Raw genomic sequence first — 18047 nt, 5'->3', positions numbered from 1 at the left:
GCGCGCTCAGGCAAGTTCCGCCAAGGCGTCATTGATCCGCGTCAGCATCGGCGAAGCACCCGATGTCTCAACAATCACCTGCGCCCTGGTGAGATGATCGCGCGCCAGATCGGGCTTTTTCTTGGCCTTGTAAAGCAGCCCCAAAATCATGTCGCAGCGTGCGACATAATGACCGGTATCGTCAAATTGCGGGTTTTGCCGGATTTGAGCGATCATGCGGATCAAGCGCTTTTCGCCAAACAGCCTGACCGCGATGATCGCGCGCAGGTTCCGAAAAAGAACCGAGAGTGACCCGTCCCCTTCGCCGGTCAGGATCGCAAGATAAAGCTCGCACAAGAAGAGCCGCGCCCAATCGGCGGCCACTTGCGTGCCTTCTTTACTGCGCTTTGAAATCGCCGCCTCGATCTGTTGCAGCCCGGCGGTGATCTCTCCTTTCAAGGCGAAAGCCACACCTAGCATCGTGGCGGGCCCCATGGTGAAAAGAGTCCAGCCTTTCGCCTCGCAAGCCGCGATATGTGCCTGAACCAATTCTGGCGCTTCAGGTTTTTGCAGCGGCACCAACGCAGCGACACGCGCGGCTTCGGCAATGGCCAGTTCAAACTCGACCTTTGAGGCATTGCGAGCCTTTTCGGCCATCTCAAGCGCCAGCGCGTGATTGTCCGTCACCATCGCCGTCAGTGCCTTCATCGCGGTGCCGTAGCCGAGCGAGCGGGGATCGTTGTTGGCGGTGCTTGCAACAATCATCCGCTCAGCCGCAGCATGGGCGCGCGCGACGCGTCCGCGGGTCAGTTCATTCCACCCCAAAGTGGCAAGAAAGAAGTTCTGGATATAGGCGTCATCGATGCGTTTGAGGTTTGCCTCGATCTCCTGCGTTTTCGCGGTAAAATCCGCGTTATCCATGGGCGCAAAATAGATCGACACCGATAGCTCACTAACCATTGCGTATGCCAGCGATGTCGGGTCGCCAAGTCGCTTGGCCATACCGGTCAGTTCTTGCTGAATCTGATGGGCCTTGTAGTACTTTCCGTTGCAGACAAGGCAGGCAATGTAGTGGTGCAGAAACAGCGCGTGATCAGGATTGTCTCCAATCCGTGCAAGGATCGGGCGCACCTCGCCCGCAAGGGCGATCATCTGGTGCACACGCAACGAGATATTGGCGCACAAAGCGAAACGGCTCAGGAAGGACGCAAACTCCGCATCCGTCGCACAGGTCGGATCGCTTTGATAAAGCGCAAGTGCTGCCGTGAAGTAGGCGTTCGCCTCATCAAGCGAATAGACGCCGAGGCTCTTTTCAGCAGCCATCGCGCTATAGCGAAACGCCTCATCATTGCGCGATGTCTGCGCGTAATGAAAGGCGAGCGTCTCTGCCGCCTCTTGCAGGCGGTTCGCGCTGCGGGCGGCCAGCGCGTCGGCAACTGCCAGATGCAATTGGCTACGGCGCGTCGCCACAAGGCTTTGATACACGCAATCGCGCAGCAAGGCGTGCTTGAAAATGTAGTCGGGCGAATGCGCCTCGCGATACAGCACATCCTGCGCCTGTAAACGGTCGAGCGCCACGTCGATGTCGTCAGGCCCATCAACCAGACCGGACAATACACCTGAACTGAACCTGCGCCCAATAACAGAGGCAGCTTGCAGCAATTCCTGATCCTTGGGCTGCAATTGCGCAACCCGCGCAGTCAAAAGGCTGCGCATTGTCAGCGGAAGGTCGCTTTCACCCTCAGCGGCGTCAAAATATGCCGCGCCGCCATCTATCCTCAACGCGCCCTGCTCCAGAAAGAAGCTCAGGATCTCTTCGCCAAACAGCGGGTTGCCGCCAGCCCGCTCACTCAATTGCCGGGCTAGCCCATCAGGAAGCGCATCAACACCAAGGCGGTGCTGGGCCAGATGCGCGATATCGTCCGGGCCCAGGGGCCGCAACGCGAGCGTTGTGACCACCTCTGCATCTAGCCAAGGTGGTGTGTATTCCGGGCGGCGGGTCTGGATGATCAGGAAGTTCCGCAGATCGGGCGCGTCAACGAGATCACGCAGCAACGCCTCGGAAGCGGTGTCGATCCAATGGCAATCCTCAATCAGCAGAACAACCTTTTCGCGCGCGCATCGCGCCCGTAGCAATTCCGGAAGCAAAGCCCGCGTCCGCAGCCCGATCAGAACACCGTCCAAACCATCCAGCACGCCCGCCGGTGGCTTCAGTCCCAACAGGTTCAACAAGAGCGCGTGGTTTTCGTGACTATAACAGTCCCACGCCTTCAGTCCCGCCGCGAGCTTCTCCGCGATGCGTTCGGGCTCGTCGGTGTCGCGGATCAGAAATCCGCTGCGGATGATTTCAAGAAGCGGCAGGAATGGCGTGTTCTGCCCATCCGCAAAACAATAGCCACGCAGCACGACCGCCTCTTCGGTGCCAATCCGGCGCAGGAACTCAAAAACAAGGCGGGTTTTTCCCAGGCCCGGCTCGGCTACCAGATCAATCACCTGTTTGGTGTCTTGCACTTGAGTGAGCGCGTGGGCCATCGCGTTCAACTCATCTTCTCGCCCGACATAATTGCTGAGCCCCTGCGCGATTGAGGCGTCAAACCGCGTCGCCCGGGCATGCACGGCGTCCAGCACCCAGATCTTCTGCGGATCGGTCAGACCTTTGATCTGTTCCTCCCCGAAGTAGGTCAGATCGGTGACCCAACTGACCAAGGCCTGGGTGGTGTCGCAGATCATGGTCCCGGCCGGGGAGGCCATCTGTTCAATGCGTGAGGCAAGGTTCACCGTGCTGCCTACCGCCGTTGCAGGGCCATCCGCGCTTCGTACGGAGGCCATGACCACGTCGCCGGAACTGATCCCAACACGCATCACGGGATGCACCCCAAACTGCGCCTCAAGATCGTCGGCAGCATCGGCAAAGGCGGCATGGATCGCCACCGCTGCGCGACACGCTCGCAATGCCGGATCCTCAAGCGCATCGGGGATCCCAAAAAGCGCCATGATACTGTCGCCCGCAAAGTCGCGGACGGTCCCGCCATGTTCGACAACGACACGGGTGAGCATGTCATAGACAATGCGCACGAAGGCCACGCTTTGCTCTTCGCCCAGCTTCGCGACGGTGGCGGTGTAACCCACCATATCGGCAAACAGCACCGATACTTGGCGCCGCTCGCCCAGATCGGTTGGTTGTTTGTCGAAATGGGTATTCATGTCCCTCATACCGGCCGGTCGTCTATATGACGTTATCCCGCGCTGCCATATCCATCTTGCGCTAAGTGGTGTAGGCCAGCTTCAGACCCGGGCGTGGCCATCTTGTTTTGTAAATCTTGCCGGTGCTTGATGCGGTGATCCAAAGATCCTGCATGTCAGCGCCGCCAAAGCACATATTGGTGGTGAAAAGATCGGGAATGGCCACATGTTCGGTGCTGCCATCGAGGCTGAACACGGTGATACCGCCGTTGAAGATCGTTCCCACACAAACCCGCCCATCCGCCTCGACCTTCAGGCTGTCGAGCCATTGGTATCCCGGCAAGGTTTGCACCACATTGCCTGGCATACCCGGTAGCGGCCCAGGCTTCACTTGACCCGGCCCCGTAATCTCAAGCGCCCAAAGGCGGCCAAAAACCGTGTCAGACACGTAAACGGTACCACCATCGGGTGACAGGCCCACCCCATTTGGCATCGGGATCGTTGCGGCCTTCACGAGCGTCTTGCCGTCAATCGTCGCGTAATAGAGGCCGCCGTAGCGAGTGCTTTCCGCGTCTTCGATACCGGTATCCGTGAACCAGAACCCGCCGGATGTGTCAAAAACGATGTCATCAGGCGCAATCAGGCGCTTGCCTTCATACGAGTCAAAGAGCTGCGTGACCGCGCCGCTTTGCAGATCAACGCGATGTACTGACCCGCCCTCGTAATTAGGGCGGATCGGGGCGGGCACCGTGATCTGAACGCCTTCATGCTCATAGGGCACAAAGCTGTAGACGCCGCCATTGTTGCAGACATACGCTGCGCCATCGGGGCCAATCGCCACACCATTCGGGCCGCCGGGTATTTTGGTGATGGTTGTTGTTTTGCCATCCGGCGTCAGCCGGACCAGCGTCTCTTGCTTGATGTCGACAAACAGCACCGCGCCGTCGTCCATCGCAACGGGTCCCTCTGGAAAGCCCAGACCGCTGCACACCTCTTCCAATGCGATTGTCATTTCTTCCCCACTTCCAACCCTTCATATGGTTATCAGGGCCTAAAAGGGAATGGCGACATTTTTTTGGCGTGGGGACATGACACACAGCTGAGCGGCGCCACGTCCCTTCCGTCGGGTCAGTTTTGGCCCTCGCAGACTCTTTGACAACCTGCTTCGCCACGCAAGTTGCCCCTAAAGCGGGCGAAATATAGTGCTCATTTTCAATAGGTTATGCGGACCGCAGCGCAACACAAGCGATACAGTGATGATCGAATCGGCAAATTGTGATATTTTTGTCAACAATTAGACGCTGATTTTCTCATACCGTTCGTTTTTTCTGAACGCCATTTTTAGCTTGGATTGACCAAGATGGATTTAGATAGATTTGCCGCTTTGCGGCAGCGATTAACCGTCGATATTACCCCCGACAATGCCCGCACCGCCCAGACGTTGCATCAGGTTGATGCCGCCCTCTCCGTCCTGTCGGACGCCAATGAGATTGTGGTCGACGCCGCACAGGACCTGCTGTTCGATCTGCCGGGTGTGGCACCCATCGAGACCCCTGATATCCCCGATGACGAACTGATCAAATCAGCGCTGGAAAGCCTGGGCGAGGATGTGGATGCGCTTTTGCGTCAGGACGGCGTGACGCTGATCCGCAGGCCGACGGGGACACGGATGTTCCTTGATACAGTCGATCAGAACGTGCTGCAGAATGTGGCACCGACATTCCTGTTTGAACCGCTCCGAGACAGGTTTGGCCGTGAGTTTGACATCGGCATCCTGACACCTGCCGTCCGGCTTGCGGTGCTGCCGTCGCCAGGTGCTGCACCGGTGATGCTCTTTACCTCGGCGCGCAAACCGCGCAGTGGCGCCCAGCGCATCACCATCACCGGCGGCACCATCTGGGTCGCGGCGTCTCTGCTGGATCCGAGCGCGGGCGCTGATGGTTATGTCGGTCTGCGAGTCACGGGTGGGAGACTGACGCTTCAAGACGGGGTAAGCGTCAGCGGCGATGACGTGATCCTTGGTGGGCCACTGGCCGGCGCGCTGACGTTTCAACCCGATCCGTCGCCCATTGCCACCGCGCGCGTGAACACGGCCGCGCCCGAAGACTTTCGCATCGTCTTTGCGTCCGGCAGTGCGACTGCGGCAGAGTTCTCGAACGGCGCGGCCAAGGCAGATGGTGTATCGCTCGAATTCCGGGCCATTGGCGATATGCGCCATGATGACGTCCACGATCAGATCATCTTTGACTGCGAGGTCGGCCCGGAACCCATCGACACCGCCGACTTTGCCTTTGAAACGGCCAAGATGACCGGCCAGACGGGACTTGGCAAAGGTGGTTTCGCCATACCTGTCACCCGTACCGCTGCGCCGCGCAGTTTGCCGGAAGCCGCAGGACAATATGCATGGGTCAGCCTCTTCACCGACAGCGTGAAGGTCACCTGGCGTGGTGGACCGGCATCAGAGGCGCGGCTTGATGATGCGCGGCTCGCGATTGGGCCTGACTGTTTCACGATTTCAACGGCAGAGGCACATCCCGGCGTTGCGGGCGATGCGCATGACTTCCGCCTGTGGCGTCTGCCGGGCAGTGCGCATCACGCCAAGATCAGCATTGGCCTGACGACCCCCTTCCCCGCCACCTTCGGATGCGGCGCAGATGGCGGTGATCTGATCCGGTTTACGGGGCTTTTTGACGATGTCTTTGACCGCCCCGTCGATGCCAGAGGCGGGCCGATCCCCATGGTTTCTGAGCCAGTGATTGTCCAGATCACTGGACCTGCTGACTATCAGAATGTCGGCATCACCCTTGCCGATCCGGCGCGTGATATCCCGCCACGGCGGAACATGATGACGATTGAAAACGCCTATCTTTCCGTCAACACAAACCGCCTTGCGCTGCTCTTGGGCAAGCTCGCCCAAGGCACAGATGTCTTTGACGCGGCGGTTGCGACCCTGGTGCCGGTCATGGGGTGGATCCCCACATTACCGGACCCTTATGTCGATAACCTCTCGGTTGGCGAGAACGACCTTTTACGCCGAGAAACTTTGACGACCTTGCTGGGCGTTTTCCGGTGGGAAACCGGCGCGGCGGAATTCGGGTTTCTGGGGCAATTGTCACGCGCCACAAGCGGCAAGGCACCTCCCAGCCGGGGCCGCCCAAGGCCTGCGCCGCAAAACGACCTGAACCCACCTTACCGCGGTCAGACCGAACAAGGTGCCGTGATCCCGCAACGTGGCCGCTTCGACTTTCCGCTGGCCTCGGCCGCGCTGCCGCCACAAACGCCAACCGGTGATCCAGCGGATGCCACGCAAGAGGCTATCGGCAACTTCAGCGCCGATCTCAAGCGGCTTGGCATCGACCGGGGCGGGTGCATGCTCCTGGACGTCTCGACCGCGCGCGACCAAATCGGCGTCCAGATCGAAGAGCGGCAAAGCAGTATCGCGGGTGGGGGCATGTTCGTCCTTGGCCTGCGTATGGGCGCGCCATTGGCCGCCCTGCGGGTCTTTGCGCTGCCCCAGATCCAGTGGGAGCCCGTGCGCACATTGCCCAAGGATCAGGACCCGATCACTTTGGGCATCTTCCCCACGCCCCTTGCTTCGGCCGATGATGGCGGCGCCACCGTACTTGCCAGCAATGCCGCCGTGCTTGCAGCCGCGATCCCCGAGATCACGCTTGATCATCAAATCGCCGAACTCAGCACCGGTGATCCGCTCAATGTCGTCTCCACCCTGCCGTTTGGCATGCGCATGCTGGTCAAACTGCGCCCGCCGGGGCCACTTGAGGATGCGGTGGAGATCATCAGGCCCGTCTTCCCGACCGAAAGACCGCTTGAGGGCGGCATTCAGGTCAGCATGCGGTCAGAGGTCAATGTCTCGCGCAATGTGGACAGTCAAAGTGCCGCCTTTGAGGGGCGCACGGTGCAATTCCCGAATGGCGTTGCACTCGATACGGGCGCACCGCTTAACATCAGTGTGCTGGGTGCGACCGTTGGCAATGAAGGATCGGTTGAGACCCTGTTCAACCAGGAATTCGGCGGCGCGAATGCGCGCGTGCCGCTCACCCGCTACGATATCAGCGGCTACGGCGCGTCCACCTTCAGCGACTGGAAGAACCCCAAAGGCAGCTTTGCCGAGACGACGCGGGCCAATTTCCAGGTCGTGGTGGGGCGCACGCTGCTTGAGATCGTGAAAGTAGCGAGCGTGCTCTACCCATGGGGTATCCGCGTCACCCGCTCTGTCACCATTGAGCGGCGTGGGGGCGGCGGTGTCGTTCGCCGCGACAGTGGCTGGCAGGCGCAATCCCCTGGCCTGTTCGATTTCACGACCGACACTGTCCCCGCGCAACCCTACGAAATTCATCCCGGCCTGATCCGGGGCATCCACGACATCGACCGCATCCGGCCCGCGGGTGAGGAACTGACGCTGCCCGGCACCGGGCGGGTGCTGCCCATGGCCTTTGACGCCAATGTCACAATCGACGGCGCGCCAGAGCGGACACGGGCCGAAGGGCTGATCGGCTTTCTGCACCTCGCGCATCAGACACCGCTGCCGCCTGGTCCGGGCCAGCCTTTGTCGCCGGCGGACCTTGCCGCCCTTGTGCTTTATCAAGGCGGCATCGGCGGGCCCGTTGATACTGAAATCAACGTCGGCGGATCGGGTTTTCGCGCCCGCGCTACGCGGATTGAGGTGGCTCTGGCCGAACGCGCGGGCCAACCGGTCTTCGTGGGCGCTGTCCGCACAATGCCGATCTTTGGCACCGCCGGTTCGTGGTCGGTCGTCTCCGGCCCCGGTCCATCGGTGGGTGGCGGAGGCGACATTGCGGCGGCCACCGATGGCGCGCCGATCCTGCGCGAGGGTATCGCACAGCCCGCATCAGGCAACACGGTCAACGCGCCAGGTGTCGGACGCTACCGCATCCGCGACGCGGCTGACCTGTTCCGCGGCGGCAATCCGGAGGTGGAATATGGCCTCCTGCAGGCCGATACCACGCACCGGTTCCTGTTCCAGCGACCCGAGATCGCGCCCGGGCAACCGCGCATCGTGTCGGACCTGCCACCCGCCTTCGTTGATTTCTACGCCGCTTCATCGTCAAAGGCGCTGTTTCCAACACTGGGCAACGCGATTGCGCTGATCGATGAAAACTACTGGCTGAACGTCGAAAGCGAGACCGGCTATCTGTCCCTTTCTCGTGACGTCGAGTTCCAGGCCCCACGCGGTGATCTGCTGTTGTCAGAGACGTCAGCCGATAGTCTGCGCATCAGCTACGATAACTCTGAACTAAGGTTTCAGCTTGGCACGGATAGCTGGAACATGGAGTTTCCGGGTCTCGAGCTTTGGACTGACACCGAAGACTTGCCAAATCTGAGCGGCAGCCGGGTTACTGTGCGCGGCGGAACCGGTCAGAGCGCAGAGCTCGATGAGATCGAGACGCTCATGAGTCCCATTGTTGAAAACCTTCTGTCGGCAATGCCCTTGCTCGATCAAAGGGAGAAGGTCGGACCAATCGACCTTGGGGTCAGCAATCTGAAGGTCACGCCAAAGATCTCTTATGGATTTGATACCTTCTTCCCCAAAGGTGCTCCGGTTGCGATCCGCCTCTTTGCGCTTGGCGAAATCGGCATCGAGAATGAGCTGGGCGTCTCGGACGAGGCGCTTTTCATCGGGTCCAAGGCTGGTTTTGAGGCGCGTATCAGTATCCCGCTGGGCGGTTTTCCCGTCGCCGTTCTGTTCGGGTTCGGCCTGTCGCTGGGGGGCAAAGCCCTTTTGACCGGGCCTGATGCCGGCAAAGCCAAAGGCATTATCGAAGCGCGGCTCTACATCGGACTGGCATTCGGCAAGAAACTGGCTGCCTTCGAGGCGGTGGTCGCATCTGGCATCGGTCTCCTGTTCCTGCGCGGTAGCGAAACGGGCATGGGCGGTTTCGTATTCCTCGAAATCAAAATCGATATCAAACCCATCGTTCAGGTGAAAGTATCAGGCGAGTTTGCCTGCCTCCAGGTTGAAAAATCCGGGGGCAAGAAAGTCCAACGCTGGACCGGAACTGTCGGGATCAACGTTTCGATCTTTATGCTGATTTCCATCAAATTCACCGCCGATGTCAGCGATGAAAAAGAGGTTGAATAGATAACGCCATGATTAATCCGCCACGCCTGACATTTTGCACATATCTCTCATCCTGGTCGCCCGAAGATACGCGGCTTGAGGCGAATGTCCTGATCATCCCCATCGGCGATCCCTCTGATCCGCTTACCAATGGTCTGGCCGTTCCAAATGGCCCGCCTTTTGCGGGGACAACCATCGAGGTCCAAGCACATATCGGCGACGATCCGACCATTCTGCCAACGCTGGCTGATGTGCCTGCCAGCACATCATCCCTCCTCAACCCGCCGCCCGAACAGGCCGCCATCTTTGATGAGTTCCGCGACACGCTCGATCTCAGCCTTCCGCCGGAACCTGCAATCCGCGCAGGCTCATCAAACCTCAAAAAGTACCTGCCGCTGTCGTACCGCAAAAGCTTCGGCTTTACGGCACCAAGTACACCGCTTGCCGTGATCGATGGCAGCTATCATTGCGCCAAACGATGCCCTCCATCGAAAATTCCTGAACCCACACCAAATGATGAGCGGCTCAGCTGGGGCGAGCTGTTTGCAATGCTGCTGCGCCAGCCGCAGGTTGCGCGGGCTGCAGGGTTGATCCACACGATCAGCCTTGATGTTGGGACAACTTACCAAAATGGCGGGTGGCTCTTTGTGACATCAGGGGCGGGTGGCGCCTATCATGATCAGGTCACGGCCGATCCGACATTTGCGCGCTGGTTTGCCACGCGTGTGCCAGCGCTTGACGAAACGCCGCGCCCGGTCTTTACATCCGTGCTTTTCCCCGTCGCCGCCGACGCGACTGCTGCAGCTGCTTTCGGTCCGCTTGATCAGGTTTACCCCGAGGCCATCGCATTCGATGACGGTTTTGCAAAGATCGTCCATGCAAGTCAGCCCCGCTCTACAGATGCAAATGATGAAGAGGATGAGGACGAGGAAGATCGGTTCCCGCCGCCGCTGATGGATGCGGGCCTTCGTTTGGGTTGGGACGACGAATCCATCGTGGAACGACTGGATCGCGGCCTCTCTGCGGCATCGCCCGATGGGCAGCCTTTGCCCGATGCGCCGTCCGGGGCGGCGGGTTACCGGATTGATGTACGGGCACCGGGGACAGCGAACTGGAATTCGCTCTGCCGCATTGCATCGCCGGGGATGAGCATCGGTACGGCGAACCTGCCAGCCTTTGAAACCGAACTGACGGTTGAGGTGCATCCCGCGCAGCTTGACAAGCAGTACTGGCTGCCGCCCAGCTATACCCAATGGCGCGGCGGATCGCTTGTTGCGGACACAGTCGCTCATCGCGATGTGCTGGGTGAGCCGCAGGATGCGCCGCTGCCTTATGATCCGGTCGGCGCGGACGCCCTGCCGCTGCGCTATGGGGAAACCTACGAGTTCCGCGTGCGCATGGTCGACGCGACCGGCGGCGGCCCGCAGGTTGATGAGGCGGCAGTCAACAGCGCCGAGGCCCCCATCGCCCGCCACATGTTCCGCCGCTATGTGCCGCTGGGTGAATTGGGCAATGACACAGCAGAGGACGCCGATATCGGTGAGTTCACGCTCTCGCGTCCGGGGATCGGCTGGCCGCAGGCCGCCTTTTCTGACGCGCCGAACGCCCTTGATCGTATGGCGGCGCAGGCGCAAGCCAACCAGCTCGCCGGAGTAGTACGCCCGCTGGCACTGCCCGACCCTGACGCGCAATTTGTAGAGTTTCGCGTGTTGGTGCTGCATCCCCGGCTCGACCCGCTCGCCGATGATCAGGGCTTTGTGGAGCTCTACCGGACCACGCGTGCCTTTCCGGACCTTGACCCTACAGGCGCGGAGACCGGGCCCCTGACCGTCACGTCCACCCTAGTTGATTGCGCGCGGCTCAGCGACATCACATGGCCCGACAGCGATGCACCACCGGGATCACTGACCGGCCCACTGATGCTCCCAACGGGGCGCAAGGTGCGAGTCGTTGCCCATGCTTTGGGACCTGAACGGTCCAATTATTGGGGCGTTCCAACGGTGCGGCGCGGTGCACCGCTGGTGCTCACACCAACACCGATCGAGGTCCTGCCATCCGCAGAGCCCCAGGTCTTTTTGCAGAATGAAGCTGCCGAACGCATCGCTTCAGTCTATCTGCGGCCCGACCCCTCGTCTGACAGCCTTTCGGAGGCGACAGTCACTCGCCGCCGCCCGTCGCGCACGCTGGCCACGCGGCTGGCTGGTGCCACCGGCCTTGTGGAGGATGAGGCGGTCCTTCTGCCCGAGGAAGGCAGGCGGACGATCTTCGCTTGTCACGGGCTCAAACATGCGATGGCGCCGGACAGGTCGAGTGTCCTACTCAGTTCACCTGATGAGCTGGGCGCACAATGGCTGAATGTTGTAAAGCTGACGCTTGAGCGAGACTGGACTTGGCTGGCCTATGCCGGTGCTACATTCAACGTCACAAGGCGGATCGAACTGATCGCCCCCGGCCCGGATGTCGGCACGTTTTGGGAGGAGGATCTGGGCACCATCGCGATCCAGAATACGATCAGCCCACGCGCCGCAAAAGGTGAGGTTAATCGGGACAGTTTCGACTTCTGCCTGATCGACGGTTTCAAACCGCCGGTCGCGGAGATGAGCCGGAAACCACATGAACTGTCTGTCACCTACACTGTAACGCTCAACCTCAAGGGCGGCGGCACCGAGACCGCAACCATCGCCAACAACCTCCCCGTCACCGCCCCGCCCCGGCAGATCCCCAAGATCGTCGCGACCGGCCATGCCTTTGGCGATTACAAGATCTTTGGCGATTATGAGGGTACCGGCGTGCGCGACCGGATGCTGTGGGTCGAGTTCGAAGAACCGCTGGACGATCCGCGCGATGCGTTCTTTGCGCGCGTCCTTGCCTCAACCACCGACCCGATGCTGATGCCCGATGCAGAGCCTTTGGCGGACCCGCCTGCTTACGATAAGGCGCCGCTTGACCCCGAATTCGTGCGGGTCATCCGACCAGATCAGGTGCAGGATTTGTCAGGTCTTGGCGTGGCGCAGCGCATGATCCCCTGCACGCCCGAAAATGGTGAACCGGTCCGGCACTATCTGTTGCCGATCCCGCCGACGCTAACCGCATCATCGCCCGAACTCTTCGGGTTCTTCACCTACGAGTTCACCGTGGGCCATGACGTTGTCGACCCGCAGGACCCCTGGTGGTCGACCGCACAGGCGCGTTTCGGCCCGCCGCTGATCCTTGAGGGCGTGCAGCACCCTGCCCCCGCCTTACCAATCGACGTGCATCGGAATGGCGTTATCGATGAATACGCCTTGTCATCGGCCTTTGCCCGCCCGGTCAAGGACGGCGTGAACTACATGCCGCTCCAGCCAGCGACCGAGATCTGGTTTGTCGTTTATGCCCGTATCGCCCGCGCTGACGGGGAAAGCTGGCAAAACGTCAAGCTGGGCATCCGCAAGAGCAGGCCCGCGCGGCGCAATCGCCGCAAGCAAGGCTCTAATATCGGCGGGGCGACGCGGGCCGAGGGCCGGTTCAAGGAAACGGAACTGACGGAGATGCTCGCCGATTACGGGCTGCCGCAGGATACCCCGCTCACCTTCCTTGCCGTGGAGTTGTTGCCGGAACCCAATGGGTTCTACGATGCACCGCTCAGCGGTGATCTGGGCGATGTACGGGTTCTGCGCACCTCGCGCCTTGTCTCAGCGGGGGATCGGTGTTGCATTTGATAGAGGGGCTTCGCCCTGTCATATAAAGGCAATGTCTGTCGCATAGGTGTTCGCACAGCTTTCGACCACGGCAACATCACGATGGATATCCGCACCGCAACACAAGACGATCACGACTGGATCATCAATTGTCTGCAAGACAATTGGGGTAGCGAGATCATCGTCATTGACCAAGAGCAGATCGACGCATCGCACGCGCCCTGCCTGATCGCTTCCCCACATCAGGGGCTTTTGATTTACCGCGACAATGGCGTGGACGAGGTTGAGGTGATCGCGATCAAGGCTTGTCAGCCGGGCCAAGGCACGGGGCGGCTTTTGCTGGATTGGCTTGTCGCCCAATGTCAGGCCTTGCAAAAACGCAGCATTATCGTGACGACCACAAACGATAATCTGCCAGCGCTCCGCTTCTATCAAAAATATAGGTTTGGGTTACTGGAAACGCGCATTGGCGCAGTGAACAGGGCCAGAGAAACGATCAAACCCGAAATCCCCTTACGCGGCCATGACAACATCCCGATCCGCGACGAAATCGTCCTGCGCCTTGCACTGGATCAAAAGCAGAATGACGGGACCGAAACGTGACGCCGCGTGACCGCACGCGGGCTTGAAATCATACCGCAGAGACCGTATGTCCCCGTTGTTTCCAAAAAGGACAAGCGACAATGGCCACCACCAATCCTCTCAAGTTCATCCAAGAGGTGCGCGCAGAAGTTTCCAAGGTTGTGTGGCCAACCCGGCGCGAGGTTTTGTTGACGACCGTGATGGTCTTTATCATGTCGGCACTGACGGCGGTGTTCTTCTTTTTGGTTGATCTTTTGATCCGCAATGGTCTGACCGGCGTTCTGTCCTATTTCGGCGGCGCATGACGCGGCTGAAATTGCCGATCCCCTCTTGAAAACAACGGGTGGCGGCGGTATCAGCCTGCAATCTTCCGAAAATGGCGTGCGGCGACAGGTGTTGCGCGCCGCTTTTGTTTTCGGGACTGGCGGATGACCTGCCAGGCACAAATGCAACTGGCCCGGCACGGGCGATGGACGACAAGGTACGCAAATCATGGCCAAACGCTGGTATTCGGTAAGCGTTCTCTCGAACTTCGAAAAGAAGATCGCAGAAGAAATCCGCACCAAGGCGGAAGAACGTGGGCTGGATGAACAGATCGACGAAGTGCTGGTGCCGACCGAAGAAGTCATCGAGATTCGCCGCAACAAGAAGGTGACCGCTGAGCGGCGCTTTATGCCCGGCTATGTGCTGGTGCATATGGAGATGTCCGATGAGGGCTATCACTTGATCAACTCCATCAACCGCGTCACCGGCTTCCTTGGCCCGCAAGGCAAGCCCATGCCAATGCGCGATGCCGAGGTCGAGGCGATCCTGGGTCGCGTCCAGGAAGGCGAAGAAGCGCCACGCACCCTGATCAACTTCGAGATCGGCGAGAAGGTGAAGGTCAACGACGGCCCGTTCGAGGATTTCGACGGCCTCGTCGAGGAAGTGGACGAAGAAAACCAGCGTCTGAAGGTGACAGTGTCGATCTTCGGCCGCGCCACACCGGTGGAGCTGGAATACACGCAGGTCACCAAGCAGTAGACTTTGTCAGTGCGAACTTGCGAAGGGGAGCGCTAACGTTCCCCTTTTTTGTTCGGGTGCAAGGACTTGAACGACCGCACTGAGCCCATAGTGTCCGATGTTGCGCATCGAACCAGTGTCCGCTCTCCTGCGATGCGAGTGAGTTTGCGCGCGCAACAGACCTGAGACCATTACCAGGACATGGCGCGAAAGCGAGGCAAGGCGCACTGGTTTCACTCAGCGTCCCGCCAACTGGGACCAGGATAAGCAAGATGTAACCCGGCATCGTCCGAGAACGCGTAAGGCGAATTGTATCCGCGGTTTGCCGAGTGGGTTGGTGGCACGCTGCTGTCGAGTAGACCTTTGGGACGTGGCAATCCACTGAGCTTAAGCGCCGCTTCGTACTTGGTCAGTATCTCTTTGGCTTCGCCGTCACTCATGTCACGGCCGATATGTTCTCCCGCCTGTAGGGAAAGGGCGACAAAGCGTCCGGAATTGTAGGCTTCGATGACGTTGGCGAAACTCTCCAACCGCTCATCGGGCCGTGAATAATCAGCGTATGCCTCGCTTAAACGAAAGCGGAGAAACCCCACGATAAAGTCGGATGCAGTGGCGCGGTCGCAAGCATCCTGTTGCAATATCCAAAAGGCGGCATCCAGACGGTCGCCAGCAAGCTCATGAAAGTCGGTTGCTACGCCATGCCACAAACGGATGTCCGGGCCAGGAAGGCTTTTGAGGAATGCAATCCAACCATCCTTCAAGAGGTGGCTCTGGTCCGGGTCGCCCACCTCGGCCAGCCATGCCTCAAACGCTTCTGCACGCGATGCGCGTTCGGCATACCATACGTCCACACGTTTTCGCAGGTTGAGAAAGACGTCTTTGCGTCTAACGTCGCGCAATTCGCTGGTTGGCGGGGAACTCCGATCCTCTTGGCCAAGCTCAAGAAAACGGAGCAGCTTCTTTTCTGATCGCAATTCATCGTCTGATCGATCTGGTCGCATGAGGCCCAGTTCATTGAGGTCGCGCATTTCTTTGTCAACGAGCGCGTATACGTCATTGGTCGCGCTCTTGTTCGACCTGCCGCCGATACTTTGCATACCCTGCACAAAAAGGGATGATTTGACCGCTAAAGCCCGCGCATCGGGTTTCATTGGCTTCCAATTCAGCTTCGGCTTCAGCAAACCAAGGCGCCCGAATTGCACCAGATATGCGTGGCGCACGGTATAGAGCGCACTTGCAAAGGCAAATGCTCCAAGGGCCAGCGCGGTGTCGTTAGTCGAAAAGCCGCTTGCTACAGCCCCGACCAGCGAAAGTAGAAAGAACGAGGCGGCCAAAAGAAATACTGTCGTCAGAAACGTTCGCATGTTGTGTTAGCTGCCGGAAGAATGCGGCTGAACTATGAAAGAGTTTCGCAAGGCGGAGGTCGTGGAGCGTGTGGCTAGCGACAGCTTTGCCCCGTAACGCTGACAATCCTCCTTTGAGGAAACCGAAACCATCTCGCGTGACGGGCTCAGGAAATCCTCTTGCAATGCGGACGATTCACGCCTAATTGCACCGCTTGTCGCGCCTTTTGGTCGCGGCAATCCATTGTGGGAGGTACGGGGCGCGCGCGTGTCCGGCCGGACCACACAACGAAAAGCCCTGCGGTCGCGACCGATGGGCGTTGGAAAAGGAGAAGGCCGATGGCCAAGAAAGTTGTGGGTACGCTCAAACTGCAGGTCCCTGCAGGGCAAGCCAACCCGTCCCCCCCCGTGGGTCCTGCGCTGGGTCAGCGCGGCATCAACATCATGGAATTCTGCAAGGCATTCAACGCCAAGACCGGCGATATGGAACCTGGCGCGCCATGCCCCACCATCATCACCTACTATCAGGACAAGTCGTTCTCGATGGAGATCAAGACGCCGCCTGCGTCTTACTACATCAAGAAGGCCGCCAAGCTGAAATCAGGCTCGCAGACGCCCGGTAAGGCCGTTGCAGGCTCGATCACCGGTAAGCAGGTGCGTGAAATCGCGGAAGCGAAGATGAAGGATCTGAACGCCAACGATATCGATGGCGCGATGCAGATCATCATGGGCTCTGCCCGCTCTATGGGCATCGAGGTGAAGTAATGGCAAAGTTTGGGAAACGTACAGCAGCCGCACGCGCTGCATTCGAAGGCAAGAACAACGTGACCGTCGCTGAAGCTGCAGCTTTGGTCAAAGACAATGCCAAAGCCAAGTTTGACGAGACGGTCGAAATCGCGATGACTTTGGGTGTCGACCCGCGTCACGCTGATCAGATGGTGCGTGGCACCGTTTCTTTGCCGCACGGCACAGGCAAGACCGTCCGCGTGGCTGTCTTTGCCCGTGGTGAAAAGGCCGATGAGGCGAAAGCGGCTGGTGCCGATATCGTTGGTGCCGAAGACCTGATGGAAACCATTCAAGGCGGCACGATCGATTTCGACCGCTGCATCGCGACACCTGACATGATGGCTATCGTTGGTCGTCTGGGTAAGGTTCTGGGCCCGCGCAACCTGATGCCAAACCCACGGGTTGGCACGGTGACGATGGACGTCAAGCAGGCCGTCGAAGACGCCAAGGGCGGTCAGGTCCAGTTCAAGGCCGAGAAGGCAGGCGTTGTGCATGCCGGGATCGGCAAAGCGTCGTTCAGCGCCAAGCAGATCGAGGAAAACATGCTGGCTTTCGTTGATGCGGTTGGCAAAGCCAAGCCTTCCGGCGCCAAAGGCACCTACATGAAAAAGATTGCGGTCAGTTCCACGATGGGTCCGGGCGTATCTGTTGACGTCGCATCGGCAACGGGCAACGCCTGATCAGATCGGCCAACGCGCCATCAGATGAATGACGAGAAGCCCCGCATCAAGCGGGGCTTTTCTTTTGTCGGCCCCATCGGTCATCAGACGTGTGGCGTCCAGCCGAGAGGCTTAGAACCACGCACCCGGCGACCGACTTGATCAGAATCTGTGGTGCGTGATTTATTCAACCCGATACACATCCCGATCACGGAATTCCCGCATGATAGAACACAGCTTTTGGGGTCGCGTTGAAGCGGACTGGGCCGGTTTTTCGGCGGAGAAACAATACTCCCCACCTGACTTTCCTGACGCCGAAATTGATGTTTTTCTGGGCGACGAGTTTGACGATGAGGGGAACGAAGTCGAAGATCCGCCGTCTGCCGAAGCGCTTGATCAGTTTCAGATAACTTTTGAAAACTTCGTTAAGGGAGAGCGGGAGGTCTTTGAGAACATCGTAGAAAAATGCTTTCAGAGATATCTAAAGCTGTACGCGCACCATTATGAGGACAGTGCGAAGTCTGGGAGTCCGCCTTTGGGAGTTGCGACAAGTCGCGCCCATTTCGGCTTCATCGAGGGAATTCTGGTCGTTCGGGTGCTGAGTGACGACACCATTATTATCCCGATGAGGTATGCGTTGGACGTTGAACACGGTCTGGAGGTGCGTATTCAGGCGAACAAAGTTGTCGATATTGGCGGCATCGCCGAGACGCATATATGAGCCCAGTATCGCGAT

Annotated in this window: 11 protein-coding genes; 8 read left to right on the top strand and 3 right to left on the bottom strand. The window is 59.3% G+C overall.

Annotated features, from left to right (window positions below; translation table 11 throughout):
• Positions 1-6 precede the first annotated feature (6 nt).
• Positions 7-3183 carry an ATP-binding protein gene (locus tag SLH47_RS17385; protein ID WP_320241178.1) on the bottom strand — a complete coding sequence of 1059 codons (3177 nt, stop codon included), beginning with the start codon at positions 3181-3183 and terminating at the stop codon, positions 7-9.
• Positions 3184-3244: 61 nt separating this feature from the next.
• Positions 3245-4174: an SMP-30/gluconolactonase/LRE family protein gene (locus SLH47_RS17380; protein ID WP_320241177.1), complete on the bottom strand. Its 930-nt coding sequence runs from the start codon at positions 4172-4174 to the stop codon at positions 3245-3247.
• Between the two features lie 348 nt (positions 4175-4522).
• On the opposite strand from SLH47_RS17380, the gene SLH47_RS17375 reads away from it, so the two are divergent.
• The 5 genes from SLH47_RS17375 (at position 4523) to nusG (ending at position 14544) form a co-directional block, all read left to right on the top strand.
• Positions 4523-9283 (top strand): hypothetical protein, encoded by a 4761-nt coding sequence (locus tag SLH47_RS17375; RefSeq protein ID WP_320241175.1) that lies wholly within the window; start codon positions 4523-4525, stop codon positions 9281-9283.
• An 8-nt stretch (positions 9284-9291) separates the two neighbouring features.
• A complete protein-coding gene (locus SLH47_RS17370) occupies positions 9292-12960 on the top strand; it encodes a hypothetical protein (RefSeq protein WP_320241173.1) in 3669 nt (1222 codons plus the stop codon).
• A gap of 81 nt (positions 12961-13041) precedes the next feature.
• Positions 13042-13542, top strand: a complete 501-nt coding sequence (locus tag SLH47_RS17365; RefSeq protein ID WP_320241172.1) for a GNAT family N-acetyltransferase — start codon at positions 13042-13044, stop codon at positions 13540-13542.
• 80 nt (positions 13543-13622) lie between these two features.
• Positions 13623-13826 carry a preprotein translocase subunit SecE gene (gene secE / locus SLH47_RS17360; protein ID WP_320241171.1) on the top strand — a complete coding sequence of 68 codons (204 nt, stop codon included), beginning with the start codon at positions 13623-13625 and terminating at the stop codon, positions 13824-13826.
• 187 nt (positions 13827-14013) lie between these two features.
• Positions 14014-14544, top strand: a complete 531-nt coding sequence (gene nusG, locus SLH47_RS17355) for a transcription termination/antitermination protein NusG (protein ID WP_320241169.1) — start codon at positions 14014-14016, stop codon at positions 14542-14544.
• Positions 14545-14756: 212 nt separating this feature from the next.
• Here the strand turns inward: nusG and SLH47_RS17350 are convergent, their stop codons facing one another.
• The gene (locus SLH47_RS17350; RefSeq protein WP_320241168.1) at positions 14757-15887 is read right to left on the bottom strand and encodes a hypothetical protein; all 1131 of its coding nucleotides are present in this window, start codon (positions 15885-15887) and stop codon (positions 14757-14759) included.
• A 318-nt stretch (positions 15888-16205) separates the two neighbouring features.
• Here SLH47_RS17350 and rplK point away from each other — a divergent pair, with 318 nt between their 5' ends.
• From rplK to SLH47_RS17335, 3 genes are all read left to right on the top strand, one after another.
• Complete coding sequence (gene rplK / locus SLH47_RS17345) at positions 16206-16631, top strand: 50S ribosomal protein L11 (RefSeq protein WP_320241166.1); 426 nt, start codon at positions 16206-16208, stop codon at positions 16629-16631.
• The gene (rplA, locus tag SLH47_RS17340) at positions 16631-17332 is read left to right on the top strand and encodes a 50S ribosomal protein L1 (RefSeq protein WP_320241164.1); all 702 of its coding nucleotides are present in this window, start codon (positions 16631-16633) and stop codon (positions 17330-17332) included. The genes rplK and rplA overlap by 1 nt, the downstream gene beginning before the upstream one ends.
• A gap of 202 nt (positions 17333-17534) precedes the next feature.
• Positions 17535-18032 (top strand): DUF6985 domain-containing protein, encoded by a 498-nt coding sequence (locus SLH47_RS17335; RefSeq protein WP_320241162.1) that lies wholly within the window; start codon positions 17535-17537, stop codon positions 18030-18032.
• Positions 18033-18047 lie beyond the last annotated feature (15 nt).

The sequence above is a fragment of the Cognatiyoonia sp. IB215182 genome, assembly GCF_033963905.1.
Taxonomy (GTDB): domain Bacteria; phylum Pseudomonadota; class Alphaproteobacteria; order Rhodobacterales; family Rhodobacteraceae; genus Yoonia.
This window is presented reverse-complemented; position numbering and strand designations above follow the sequence as displayed.

Excerpts from the sequence above, each read along its gene's own strand:
- SLH47_RS17385 (WP_320241178.1), bottom strand. The coding sequence starts at position 3,183 with ATGAATACCCATTTCGACAAACAACCAACCGATCTGGGCGAGCGGCGC.
- SLH47_RS17380 (WP_320241177.1), bottom strand. The coding sequence starts at position 4,174 with ATGACAATCGCATTGGAAGAGGTGTGCAGCGGTCTGGGCTTTCCAGAG.
- SLH47_RS17375 (WP_320241175.1), top strand. The coding sequence starts at position 4,523 with ATGGATTTAGATAGATTTGCCGCTTTGCGGCAGCGATTAACCGTCGAT.
- SLH47_RS17370 (WP_320241173.1), top strand. The coding sequence starts at position 9,292 with ATGATTAATCCGCCACGCCTGACATTTTGCACATATCTCTCATCCTGG.
- SLH47_RS17365 (WP_320241172.1), top strand. The coding sequence starts at position 13,042 with ATGGATATCCGCACCGCAACACAAGACGATCACGACTGGATCATCAAT.
- secE (WP_320241171.1), top strand. The coding sequence starts at position 13,623 with ATGGCCACCACCAATCCTCTCAAGTTCATCCAAGAGGTGCGCGCAGAA.
- nusG (WP_320241169.1), top strand. The coding sequence starts at position 14,014 with ATGGCCAAACGCTGGTATTCGGTAAGCGTTCTCTCGAACTTCGAAAAG.
- SLH47_RS17350 (WP_320241168.1), bottom strand. The coding sequence starts at position 15,887 with ATGCGAACGTTTCTGACGACAGTATTTCTTTTGGCCGCCTCGTTCTTT.
- rplK (WP_320241166.1), top strand. The coding sequence starts at position 16,206 with ATGGCCAAGAAAGTTGTGGGTACGCTCAAACTGCAGGTCCCTGCAGGG.
- rplA (WP_320241164.1), top strand. The coding sequence starts at position 16,631 with ATGGCAAAGTTTGGGAAACGTACAGCAGCCGCACGCGCTGCATTCGAA.
- SLH47_RS17335 (WP_320241162.1), top strand. The coding sequence starts at position 17,535 with ATGATAGAACACAGCTTTTGGGGTCGCGTTGAAGCGGACTGGGCCGGT.